The organism is Saprospiraceae bacterium (assembly GCA_016712145.1).
In the GTDB taxonomy this organism is placed as follows: domain Bacteria; phylum Bacteroidota; class Bacteroidia; order Chitinophagales; family Saprospiraceae; genus Vicinibacter.
On record JADJRO010000003.1, the window covers coordinates 460,706 to 473,738 of the forward strand.

9 protein-coding genes are annotated in these 13,033 nt (G+C 34.9%); 6 read left to right on the plus strand and 3 right to left on the minus strand.

Annotation, left to right across the window (positions count from 1 at the left end; genetic code table 11):
• The first annotated feature begins 45 nt into the window (after positions 1-45).
• Positions 46-1,041 carry a bifunctional phosphoglucose/phosphomannose isomerase gene (locus tag IPK91_14650; GenBank protein ID MBK8298487.1) on the plus strand — a complete coding sequence of 332 codons (996 nt, stop codon included), beginning with the start codon at positions 46-48 and terminating at the stop codon, positions 1,039-1,041.
• Here the strand turns inward: IPK91_14650 and lnt are convergent.
• The gene (gene lnt, locus IPK91_14655; GenBank protein MBK8298488.1) at positions 1,004-2,764 is read right to left on the minus strand and encodes an apolipoprotein N-acyltransferase; all 1,761 of its coding nucleotides are present in this window, start codon (positions 2,762-2,764) and stop codon (positions 1,004-1,006) included. The two genes, IPK91_14650 and lnt, sit on opposite strands and share 38 nt — an antisense overlap.
• Positions 2,765-2,914: 150 nt before the next feature.
• Here lnt and IPK91_14660 point away from each other — a divergent pair, with 150 nt between their 5' ends.
• Genes IPK91_14660 through IPK91_14670 form a run of 3 tightly spaced genes read left to right on the plus strand, consistent with a single transcriptional unit; the run spans position 2,915 to position 5,152 of the window.
• Entirely contained in the window at positions 2,915-3,178 is a 264-nt protein-coding gene (locus IPK91_14660) for a type B 50S ribosomal protein L31 (GenBank protein ID MBK8298489.1), read from the plus strand.
• A gap of 36 nt (positions 3,179-3,214) precedes the next feature.
• On the plus strand, positions 3,215-4,426 hold the full coding sequence (locus IPK91_14665; GenBank protein ID MBK8298490.1) for a glucose-1-phosphate thymidylyltransferase: 1,212 nt from the start codon (positions 3,215-3,217) through the stop codon (positions 4,424-4,426).
• Positions 4,427-4,480: 54 nt separating this feature from the next.
• Positions 4,481-5,152, plus strand: coding sequence for a fused MFS/spermidine synthase (locus tag IPK91_14670; protein ID MBK8298491.1), 672 nt, complete (start codon positions 4,481-4,483; stop codon positions 5,150-5,152).
• Positions 5,153-5,471: 319 nt separating this feature from the next.
• Here IPK91_14670 and IPK91_14675 read toward each other — a convergent pair whose 3' ends face one another.
• A complete protein-coding gene (locus IPK91_14675) occupies positions 5,472-7,781 on the minus strand; it encodes a beta-N-acetylhexosaminidase (protein ID MBK8298492.1) in 2,310 nt (769 codons plus the stop codon).
• A gap of 304 nt (positions 7,782-8,085) precedes the next feature.
• Between IPK91_14675 and IPK91_14680 the strand changes: the two genes are divergently transcribed.
• Positions 8,086-8,691, plus strand: coding sequence for a hypothetical protein (locus tag IPK91_14680; protein ID MBK8298493.1), 606 nt, complete (start codon positions 8,086-8,088; stop codon positions 8,689-8,691).
• Positions 8,692-9,018: 327 nt separating this feature from the next.
• On the opposite strand, the gene IPK91_14685 is transcribed toward IPK91_14680, so the two are convergent.
• Positions 9,019-9,891: a lysophospholipid acyltransferase family protein gene (locus tag IPK91_14685; GenBank protein MBK8298494.1), complete on the minus strand. Its 873-nt coding sequence runs from the start codon at positions 9,889-9,891 to the stop codon at positions 9,019-9,021.
• 163 nt (positions 9,892-10,054) lie between these two features.
• On the opposite strand from IPK91_14685, the gene IPK91_14690 reads away from it, so the two are divergent.
• A complete protein-coding gene (locus tag IPK91_14690) occupies positions 10,055-13,033 on the plus strand; it encodes a GH92 family glycosyl hydrolase (GenBank protein ID MBK8298495.1) in 2,979 nt (992 codons plus the stop codon).

The following is a 13,033-nucleotide window of genomic DNA, read 5'->3' on the forward strand; positions in this document are numbered from 1 at the left end:
ATACTGGATATCTTGTAATTTTACGGTTCAATATCTTAACTGTTTATGAAATCAATGTTTGAAATGATCCAGGCCTTCCCATCTCAATTGGAGCAAGCCATCCAAATTGGATTAAATGCTTCAATTTCTGGTCATTCCAAGCGCATCCAACGGATATATGTTAGTGGAATGGGCGGTTCAGGCATTGGCGCCGATTTTGTTGCCTCATTTATTAAATCATATGCAGAGGTACCCTATATCGTTGGGAAAACGTATGATGTCCCTGCATTTGTAGATGATGAAACATTGGTAATCATCTCATCCTATTCGGGAAATACCGAGGAAACCATCGAGAGTTTTAGTAAAATTATTCCCAGAGGTTCAAAAATAGTTTGTATTGCTTCAGGAGGAGAAGTAATGCGTATGGCAAATCAATTTCAGTTGGATTATATTCAATTACCATCTGGTTGGTCCTCTCCGAGAGCTTGCCTGGGATTTTCACTGGTGGCGCAGTTATTTGTCATCCATAAATTGGGAATTATTCCGGATCATTTTATTTCGGAATTGAATTTGTCAATTGAAAAAATGAACCTTGAATCTAATGCCATCATTGAAAAGGCAAAACACCTGGCTTCCTATCTGGAAGGAAAAATCCCCGTAATTTACTGTGCAGATACTATTGAACCGGTTGCAGTGAGATTTAGACAACAACTCAATGAAAATAGCAAAATTCTTTGTTGGCATCATGTAATTCCAGAAATGAATCACAATGAGTTGGTAGGATGGCGATGGACTCAAAATGCTTTAGCGCCTGTTTTTATAAGAAATGCAGGTGATCATCCACGCATTCAGGCTCGTATTGAATTGACAAAAGAAGTTGTATCTCATTATACTCAAAATTTAATAGAAATTTATTCTTCAGGAGATTCAATTATTGTTCGTTCAATTTACTTAGTTCATTTATTGGATTATGTATCCGTTTTTCTGGCAGATTTTAATCAAATAGATTCAGTTGAAGTTCGGGTTATCGATTTTTTAAAAAGCGAACTTGCAAAACTATAGTCAATAAAAAAAACAGGGCAAGCACACTAAATATCAAACAAACGTAAGCAATCAAATCGCCTGTTTTAGAATAAATTGTCTCATAGCTTGAAAATGCCATTGAGTTTGTAATGCTTCCTTGTGTTCCATATGCAAGTTGATGGCTGATATCTCCGCGAGCATTTACAAAACAGGAAATTCCCGTATTTGCACATCGGGCGATTGGTCTTCGGAATTCAATGGCACGCAGAGCTCCAAAAGCAAGGTGTTGTTTATGTCCTGGTGTATTATCCCACCACCCATCATTTGTCATAATAAAAATCGCTTGGGCACCTTTCCGGATATAGTCGCCTACAAAATTTCCATAAATAGATTCATAACAGATAACGGGTGCGATGGAAAGCGATTGATTGTTAAATACAGAACGCTCTTTTTGAATTCCTAAGCCATGTACAGAACCACCAAGTTTATCTACAATAGGCTTTAGAAAAGGTAATAATTTGCGATAAGGGAAGGTTTCAACTCCAGGGACTAATTTAGATTTTACATAAACAGGAATTTCACTTGAATCAGATTGTAATTGGATTGCACTGTTTTGAATTTCATAATATCGTGGAAATCCACCGCGTTTATTTTCTCTGGCAGCTGCAGTCAAGGGCTCCCCCTCCTTAAATGGTTTAAGCGTGGTCAATCCTGTAACCAGGCACATGTCAGACCCCTTGCCAATAATTTCTTTCATTCGCTGTATCCGCCAGTCGGTATCAAAATGATCGATTTGGATATATTCAAAACTGGTTTCCGGCCAGATTAGATAGTTAGTATTGGAGCTACAGGCAGTTTTAGATAACGCTTCAAACCGTTGCATTTGTTCTCGTTGATCGATGGAGAATTTTTCAAAATGGGGTTCATAATTGGGCTGAATGATCCCAACCTCAATATTTTTTCCATTTAAATTGACCCGATCGTATTTATAGTATCCTATCCAAACAGGAATTAGAATTAATAAGATCGCGCCAGGGATATAAGCCCAATTCCATGTATTATTTTGATATGATTTAGAAAATAGAAGATTGACTAATAAAATCCACAAGCTGCCCCCAAAAGTGCCTGTGCAATCATACCACTGAATCCATTTTGGATAAAATGCAAAGCCATTTCCAAGGCTTAACCAAGGCCAGGAAATCTCCCAACTTTGATGCACCCATTCAAAACTGATCCAAAAAAACAGTAATGAAAATCCTATTATTTTTGGAAAATACCTTTCAAATACAACCGAGGCGCACCAGGGAATGGTCATAAAAAAGCTGTTTAGCAAAATGGCAACAAAACCCGGAATCAATGCAGCATTGGCAACCCAATAGGTGGCACAAATATTCCAGACCATAAATGCATTAAATGCATAGGCTCCATGGATCAACAGCCTGGGTCTTATAGCTCGGTTTTCAAGATTTGATTTTAATAGCAATAGTGGAATGAAACCAATAAAAAGTAGCGGACTGTCATAAACAAAGGCCTTTCCTAATAAAATTCCCGAAAGTAAACTCAGCCAAATCCCGGATTGATTTTGAAACAGCGACTTCGAATAGATAAGCAATCCAAAAATTATACTAAACCATAATGGAAGGATTAAGATTAATGGGAAATTGCCCCAAAAGGTATGCCCAATCATAAAATTGGCTGCAAAAACCACCAGAATGATGGAGCTTACTAATAATATACCGATTTTAAATTTTGAAATATGCATAAATTCTTGCGCGGCAAGTTAATACATTTTGAAAATTATGCGATTATTAATTGATTATCAATAAGTTAGAATAAATTCGGTCTTGAAAATCTAAATTCTTTCTTTAAATTCAAGGATAAAATGTAACTTTGCATTCCAAATTTTCAAAAAATGAAAAAAGATATACATCCGGCTGGTTACCGATTTGTGGTTTTTAAGGACTTTTCTTGTAATGAAGCCTTTTTAACCCGCTCTTGTACTGCAACAAAAGAAACCATCGTATGGGAAGATGGGAAAGAATACCCTTTAATTCGTTTGGAAATTAGTTCTAAATCCCACCCGTTCTTTACCGGTAAAATGAAGTTCATTGATACTGCTGGACGGATTGACAAATTCAATAAAAAATTTGCAAGCACAAAATTCGCAAAAAGTTAATAATTTAAACCCCGCCAAAAGCGGGGTTTAAAATTTATGGACACTAGGAATTTAATCTTTGTTGAACCCGATCATCGGGATAGTTTGAAACCATTTTCATGGGCCAGACCTGTTTCCAGTTTTAGAATTGGCATTTTAACCATTGCTGAAAAATGGGAACGGAGCTTGAATGCAAAATCGTCCAATTTTATTCCAGGATATTTGCAGGATAAATTTAAATGCCAGATTGAAGCTGACAATCTATTAATCAAATCACATTGCATTCCAAATCAAGCCCTGCTTCAATTAGTAAATCAATTGAAAACCGGAGAATCCATCCGTTGTGATGAAGATTGGATAGCCGCTCGATTGTCTGATCATCAATGTGAAGATTTTTTAAACAATCCGGATTCCTTCAATTTATCTGGATCCATTGCAGCATCTGAGCAATTAAGTTTATTGATGAATCTTTGGGAGATTTTTCAATGGAACGATACCGAATTAAAAAGTGATTTTAATTTAATATGTAATGGACGCAAATCTCAATCATTGGATAATTCCAATCGATTGATAGGAAATTCAATTTTTATTGAAGAGGGAGCTGTGATATCCCACAGTGTGATCAATACAAATACCGGACCGGTATATATTGGAAAGGATGCTGAAATCATGGAAGGATGTATGATACGTGGAAGTTTGGCCGTATTGGAAAAATCTCAGCTTAAAATGGGTTCAAAAATTTATGGAGCAACTACCATTGGTCCGGAATCAAGAGTTGGCGGGGAGCTCAATAATGTTATAATTCAAGGATTTTCAAATAAAGCACACGATGGATTTTTAGGAAACAGTGTCATAGGGGAATGGTGTAATTTGGGTGCAGACAGTAACAATTCTAATTTGAAAAATAATTATGAAGAAGTAAAAATCTGGAATTATTCAACAAAACGCTTTATTAAAACGAATTCATTATTTTGTGGATTGATGATGGGCGATCATGCTAAATGTGGAATCAATACGATGTTTAATACAGCTACTGTAGTTGGTTATGGAGCGAATGTATTTGGAGATGGATTCCCAAGACAATATATCCCTGAATTTTCATGGGGAGGCGCATCCGGTTTTTCAACGTTTAAACTAGAGAAGTTTTTTCAAACAGCGATGGCTTCCATGAGCAGACGTGTACAAGAGTTTAACGAAATTGATCAGAATATTTCTAAAGAGATCTTTGCTTTAAGCCAATCAGTCAGAACATGGGATAAACAGGATTGACCATAAGCGCAAAGAACCGATTTTAATATTGTAGCAATTATTAGAAATTAAATCATGTTTAAATTAAAGTACTACTTAAGTTTTTTATTTGATGTACTGCTTGAACAACATGAAACTCCTATTAATCCGGTTTTAAAATTATATCTCTCTCAAGGACAGCTTAAATTGGTATCATCAAATGCCGTTTATTCTTATGGTAATCATTACTATAATTTCAGAGATAGCTTTTCCATTATGCATTTAGACCAGTTTGATTTAAAAGATATACTTATATTGGGTTTAGGTACTGGAAGTATTTTACAAATACTCGAACAAAAATTTAAGATACATGCTGCATTTGATGCCGTTGAAATAGACCCGGTAATCGTTTCTGTTTTTGAAAAGTACAAACACGAAATTTCTAATAATTCATGTAAGATCTATTTGAAAGATGCTTTGGAATTTATGAATTCAAATCATAAGACATACGATTTAATTTGTATGGATATTTTTAATGACCGAACTGTTCCTGAACAATTTGAAACCATTGATTTTTTAAATTCATTAAAAAATTCATTAACAGATCGAGGTATATTAATTTATAACCGAATCAATTATAACGGAATGGATCAGGATAAAAATGAACTATTTTTTAAATTGTTTGAAGGGGTATTTCCAAATGCAGGGATTATTAAATTGGATTTTAACTGGATGTTTGTTGTTAAACCTGGTGACTTATTAAATTAAGACGAGAACCCAATTGAATATTAAAGCTTGAACGCATTCTATACTGCAATACATGTTATCGATTAAAATAGGCAAATGCTATTTAAAAGTTAGTATAATAAAAGGGTATAATTGGATCATAGCATACAGCAATAGCCCATTCTTTACCGTTTTGAATTCCGATCAGCTTAAATGGAACACATAGTTCAATTAAACTGAGGGATGTCAACAAAAAAGATAGTTCCCGAGAATATTAAATGATTTTACAATTTACTGTAAGTGGTTCCTATGAGATGTAAAAGAAAATTGCAATAGAAAAATAGCAGGATGCTATTGAATGTTATCTAATTTCAATTTCCCCAACAAATAACCAGGCTTTATGTCCTGCACCATTTTGATTGCCTTCTATCATTCCGTGATTTCTAACTTTGATCTGGATATAACGTGCAAATACATGTTCTAATGGAATAAAGGGTTGAATGTGTTTTGATTCCGTTTCATTGATTTGATAAAATACCGGAGTACTAAAATGGACACCATCCAGGCTGGTTGAAATTTCCAAATCTTTTGGTCTGTAGATCCATGCAGTCGGGTCGTGGTAAAATTGAATTTTTACAGATTTAAGTGAGTCAATTTTATCTATATCAATAAGTGCTGTAAAATCTTGTCCTTCAAGCCCAACCCACTCGGGTCCTCCATACCGTTTGTGAGGCGCTTCGATTCCATTTACCAGGCATTGAGTTCCACCTTGAAAATATTTTAATGCAGGTGTTTCGGTTAGCTTGATTGTTTTACCACAAGCCATATGATTTTTAAAATCAATTAATAAGGGCTTTCCGAGTGATTTGTTAGTCAACTGATACCATGCTTTAAATTGAATGTCTTTATTTAAAACAAAGCTATCTTGTTTTAAATATTCAGCAACTTTGTCTCCGCCACGCTCAGACTCAACCAGTATTTTTCCTTCAATAGGTGGTTTTTGAAATATCAATACAACCCCATTTTGTGACGGAATGGTAGTATAATCGATATCGAGAACGCCCTGTGTGATCGTCATGTTTTTACTTTTAAACCAAGGGACATGAAATTGCAAGCGGTTTAAAAAACTACTGTAGTTTTTGGTGGTTTCAGCACTCCAGTTTACTTCAGCTAATGCCAGCGCTCTGGGATAACTCATGTACAAAACCTGATCTTCTGTTGGCATATATTCAGTCCACACATTGCCTTGAGCTCCTAGAATGTAATTTTTATCTCCAGGTTTCAGACTATCCGGTATTACTTGAAAGGAATAGGTTTTCTTAAGAGAGGTATATCCACCTATCGCTAAGGGTTCGCTCGATTGCATTGATTGATAATGATCAAAATAACAATGACTTCCTGGGCACATAATTACAGGATGCTTTTGCTTTGCAGCTGCAATTCCACCTTCAACTCCCCGCCAAGACATAACGGTTGCATTTGGAGCAAGACCGCCTTCCAAAATTTCATCCCAACCGATTATTTGTTTTCCTTTAGAATTGATAAATTTTTCAATTTGACGGATGAAATAACTTTGGAGCTCTTCTTCTGATTTTAGATTATTTCTACGTTTTACTGATTGGCATTGTTCACAGGCTTTCCAATTTTCTTTCAGACACTCATCGCCACCGATGTGGATGTACTTTCCTGGAAATAAATCGCAAACTTCATTTAATATTTCTTTTAAAAACCATAAACTGGTATCTTTTGTACAATAAATTCCCGAATCAAATACTCCCCAGGAATTAGCAACAGAAGACGGGAGCCCTTTACAACTATATTCAGGATATGCAGCCAATGCAGCTGCACTGTGTCCTGGCATTTCAATTTCAGGAATTACAGTAATAAATCGTTCTTTTGCATATTGAATAATTTCTTTTACCTGGTCTTGTGTATAAAAACCACCATAACGGCTTGTATCAAATTTTTGAGGACGATCTCCAGGTTTTCCAATCAGGGTTCCTTTTCGATATGCACCAACGTCTGTTAAATTTGGAAATTTTTTTATTTCAATTCGCCAACCTTGATCATCGGTCAAGTGCCAGTGAAAATAATTGTATTTAAATCTAGCCATTAGATCCAGATAATTTTTAACAAAAGATACTGGAAAGAAATGTCTTGAAACATCTAAGTGCATTCCTCTGTATGGAAATCGAGGTTCGTCTTCTATAATGCAATAAGGTAAAAGATTGGCATCTCGATTTGTATTTTCATTCAATTGTACAATTTGATTTAATGTTTGTAAGGCATAAAACCATCCCCGATCTTGACTTGCTTGAATCCAGATACCATTTTTAGTAATATGCATTTTATAATATTCCGGTTTATCAGGAATTGAAATCAGACTGAGCGTAATACTTTTGGATTTTTGAACGATGGTCCCTTTGACCTTTTTTACTGGCAATTCCGGTAATCCCAATAAATTTTGAATTCCTCGTCCAATTTTAAGTGCATTTTCGGCTTTTGAAGGGATAATAATTTGCTTAAGTGAGGATGCTTCAAAATAACCACCTACGATCTGTTCTGATTTTGGTTTTGGAATTAGAGGAAGTTCTTTTATTGCGCCTACTTGGGCATTGATAAAGACTAAATTATAAATTAGAAAAAAGTATAATGTGAATAGATAGTTCATGACTAAAAATAGGACTGCGAAATTAGGACTTACAACTCAAGAAAAATCAATTTATTGTGTAATTCTACATTCCGAAACGCAATTTTTAGTTTAAAGAGCTATTGTAGGGAGTGCGGATAGTGCCCTGAAGAACGATCGTAAATGCCTCTAGTCTTATTATTTGCTCATATTTTAAGGGAAATTTTACCATCTCAGCGGAATGTGTGATTGGATTCGATTTTTAGAGTGCTAGATTTATTCATAGTATCTAGCTAAGCAATTTGCTTTTACCTTTGCAAGCCCAAACCAGTTAAATTTAGAATACATGTTTACAATCAATATATATCTAAAATTTGCATTGATTGCATTGTTTTTGGGCGGCGGTATTTTGTTAGCCTTTACAATCAGCTTTTGGTATGCATTGCCTTTAATCCTTATAGGCCTTGGCTTATTAGCCAGTTATATTTTTCTGGGTACAATTCAGTCAGCAGCTTTAATGATGCAAAAAATGGATTTTGATGCTTGCGAACAACGATTAGCCCTAACGTTCAAACCAAATTGGTTGTATGTAACCAATCGTGCTTATTATTTTTTAATAAAAGGTTCCATCGCAATTCAACGCAATCAAGCAGAAGATGCAGAAATGTGGTTTAATAAAGCACAAAGTCTGAAATTACCCTCTGATAATGAGCGCGCCATGATACTCATTCAAATGATTAATATTCATTTAACCAAAAATAGAATCACACAGGCTAATAATGCGTATCGTGAATTAAAAAAATTAAACCTGACCACCGATATGTTTAAAGATCAAATTAAAATGATCGATGACGTAATGAAACAACAAGGCCGTATGAAAATGGCAGGTCAAATGGACCAAAGAATGATGTTTCGACCTGGTGGAAAACGAAAAATGCCACGAATCAGATAGAATTAATTACGAATGACGAATGACGAATTACGGATTACGAATTACGGATTACGGATTACGGATTTCGAATTGCTGATTTCGAATTCAATTCGTAATCCGTAATTGAAAATTCGTAATTAACAACCGGCATTTCCTTGTACACAGAGTCGCAACGCCCATTTTCAATATTAAAATCAAAAAATAGGATCTTACACGATTCGTTTTTAAAAATTCCAAAAAGCAAGATAATCAGATAGAATTAATTACGAATTACGAATTACGAATTACGGATTACGAATTGCTGATTTCGAAATCAATTCGTAATCCGTAATTGAAAATTCGTAATTATCAATCTCCCTTCCTCTTATGTTTCCACCTCCTATGTGTCCATAACCAATTACCTGGTGCATCTTGAATGTTTTGCTCTACCGCAGCCATATACATTTGAGTCAATTGTCCGGGAGCTAACAATTCAGCTTGTTCAGTTAATAAAGAAAAGCTCATAGTATAATATCCTTTCTTAATTCGCTTGATTGATCCAAAAATTACAGGTAACTTATACTGTTTTGCATATTTTTCTATGCCATGCAAACAGGCCGTTTCCTGATTTAGAAATCGAGTCCATATTGCATCTTTTATGTTCGAAGGGTTTTGATCACCCATTAAAAGTATTATTTTTCCTTTAGGAATTTCTTCAACAATGAGACGCGTTTCTCGAGTTGATAAAAGTTGAATCGTTGATTTAGCTCGAAGTGTGTTGATGTAGTGATTTAAATAATCATTTTTTATTTGTTTATAGATTCCAATGCTTTTGTTTTTGAAATAATAACCAAATTGCAAAACGGCCCATTCCCAATTTCCAATATGTCCATTGGCTACAATTACAGATTGATTGTTGTTGATATATTTTAATATTAGCTCTGCCTGTTGAAATTTAAATCTTTCGTTTAAGCTTGCTTCATTAAAACTTAGTCCCTTGATACCTTCAACCGTAATTTCAGTTAAATTTCGATACGTATCTTTTGTAATTGTATCCAATTTACTCTTTGATAAACCAATGTAACTATTGATTAGGTTATTTTTAACTACCGTACGTCGATATCTAATCAGATAGTATAAAATAAAATACAAGACCTTGCTAAAAATATAAATTGCATTATAAGGAATTAAACTAAAAACTTGAATAATTGATCTTATGACTAAGTAAATGGGTCGCCGCATATGGATGTAAATTTAGTAATAAAACGGGTCTTTGCGCTCATGTTAAATTGGGTAAATTTTATCGATTGTCAATGAAATAAACAAGCCAAGCTTCTAAGATTGAAAATACATTCCAGATTGACTTATATTTGAGAATCCAATTGGAAATAAAATAAATTCGTGAATGAAAAACACAATGGGACGTTTTGATTTTGCATGCAGGTTGAGATTGATTAGTATCTGCCTCTTTGCAGTATGTTGGGTCACTGATGGCCATGCAAAAAATCAATTCACATTTAGAGTGGGTCATCTTTCTGCTGATACTTCTAAAAGCAAAGTCACGAACTTAAAAAAGGCATCCGGAGTTATTCAAGATTATGCAGCATGGGTCAATCCATTTGTTGGAACAGGAGCCCATGGTCATACCTTTCCGGGTGCCGTTTATCCTTTTGGGATGATGCAGTTAAGTCCAGATACCAGACTCGAAGGTTGGGATGGATGTTCGGGTTATCACGATTCCGATTCTTTGATTTATGGTTTTAGTCATACCCATCTTTCTGGAACCGGAGTTCCTGATTATTGTGATGTATTATTTATGCCTGGAACAGGAACACCTGTTTTTAATAATGGAGCTGATGGACAAGCAGGCTATGGATCTGCTTTTAAAAAATCCAGCGAGAAAGCAAGCCCGGGTTATTATAGTGTTTTTTTAGATAAGAATAAGATCAAGGCAGCGTTTACGGTTGGAAAACGCACCGGTATTCATCATTATACTTACCCTCAGCCAACTGATCAATGGGTTATCATAGATTTAAAACATCGTGATAAATTATTTAGTGGAGGTTTCACAAATTCAAGCAAAAACTCAATTGAAGGATTTAGAATTTCAATTGGTTGGGCACGAAAACAATATGTTTATTTCAAAAGTATTTTTAGTAAGAATATTAAATGGATTCAGTATAGTCCGGATTCATTAAAAGCCATTGTTCATTTTGAAGAAAATGGGACAAATGAATTGTATGCCCAAGTGGGAATTTCAGCAGTAGATGCTACCGGTGCAGCCAAGAATCTTGAAAGTGAATTTGATTCGTTCAATTTTACTAAAATGCTTACTAATACAAGAGATCAATGGAATAAGTTGCTCGGTAGAATCCAAATTAATGATCCGGATTCAAAAGAGAAACATGTTTTTTATACTGCTTTATACCACAATTTAATTCACCCAAGTTTGTTTCAGGATAGTGACTTGCGCTATCGGGGGATGGATTTAAATATTCATTCAACGCAAGCTGATGATCAGTTTACCGTATTTTCATTATGGGACACCTACCGCTCTACACATCCTCTATATCAATGGATTTATCCAGAATACAATTCTAAATTTATTAGAACCTTTCTACGGCAATATCAGGAATGCGGTCATTTACCTGTTTGGGAATTGGCAGGAAACGAAACCTGGTGTATGATTGGAAATCATTCAATTCCGGTCATTGCAAATGCTTTTCACCATAAAGTATTTGATTTTGATACAATCCTTGCAAAAGAGGCTATTCAAAATACCTTACTCAATGGAACCAATACAGGAATTCAGTTTATGACTAAAGGATTTATTTTATCAAATGAGGAGTCTGAATCCGTTTCAAAAACCATAGAAAATAGTTTGGATTTTGCAGCTGCAGCTTCAATCCATTGTAAAGGGCTGGAACGTTATAATGAAAATTCATATAAAAATTTATACAATCCGGAATCTGGTTTTTATCAAGCTCGTTGGAATAACCAATTTATAAAACCCTTTGATCCCCTTGAAGTCAATCATCATTATACAGAAGCCAATGCCTATCAATATCTTTTTGGTGCACACCACGATATTGAAGGGATGAAGCAACTTTTTTTACTTTCTGATAAAGATGAAAATAAAGAACGCGTATTGTTAAAACGACTGGATGACTTATTTTATAATAAGGCAGAAATGACTGGTAGAGTTCAACCGGATATAACCGGATTAATAGGTCAGTATGCCCATGGCAATGAACCCAGTCATCATTTGGCTTATTTATATAATGATGCAAATGCCTCGGAAAAAGCACAAGACCTCATTAAGCAAATTAAAGAAGAATTTTATAGTAATACACCGGAGGGTTTGATAGGCAATGAAGATTGCGGTCAAATGTCTTCGTGGTATGTTTTTAGTGCTTTGGGATTTTATCCGGTAAATCCTTTTAATGCAAGCTATTCAATAGGCTTTCCTAGTTTCAAAAATGTTAGCATTCAAATTCCAAATCAGAAACCAATTTCAATCAAAACAAGTTCTTCGTCAAACCCAAAATACGTAAATAAACTTTTAATTAACGGAAAACCTGTATCAGACTATTTCAAAATAAATTCCGGAGATCAAATGCAATTTCAACTAGGTGAAAAACCTTACCAAGTAAGGAATCAACGAACCAAGCAAGCAGTTACAGAGTATTCAATAAGACCCTATGTGTATTCTGGCCAACGCGTTTTTAAAGACAGCACCCATGTGCAACTGGTATCAATTGACAGGAAACCCATAGAATATTGTTATGATACGACTACCGGTCAACGATTTAAATTTTTAAATGATTTGATATTCCATTCTGAGACGCGGCTTTACTTCAGAAATCAATCAAATAGTCAAACAACAGAATGGTTGTATGCAGATTTTATCAAAAAACCTCAGGGCATGCAGCTTAAATTGAATGCTGAATATGCAAACCAATATGCAGCAGGAGGCAATGATGCACTGATTGATGGTTTGCAAGGTAGCATGGATTTCAGAGATGGACTATGGCAAGGATATCAGGGAAAAGACATTCATCTGGTGTTGGAATTTTCAGAAGAGCGAAATTTAAATTATTTGGGCATTCGTTTTTTACAAGATCAGGGACCTTGGATTTTTATGCCTTCTCAAGTGGAGTTTAAAATATCAGAAGACGGTAAACATTATGAAACCCTTGATCTGATTCGAAATCAAATTTCACAAAAAGAAGAAGGATCTATTTTGCATGAATTTAAAACCAGTCAAAATTTTAAATGTAGATTTATTCAAGTAAAAGCAAAAAATGCTGGCCCTTTACCGGATTGGCATCCTGGAGCAGGTGGAGCTTCCTGGTTATTTATGGATGAAATAATAATAAGATAG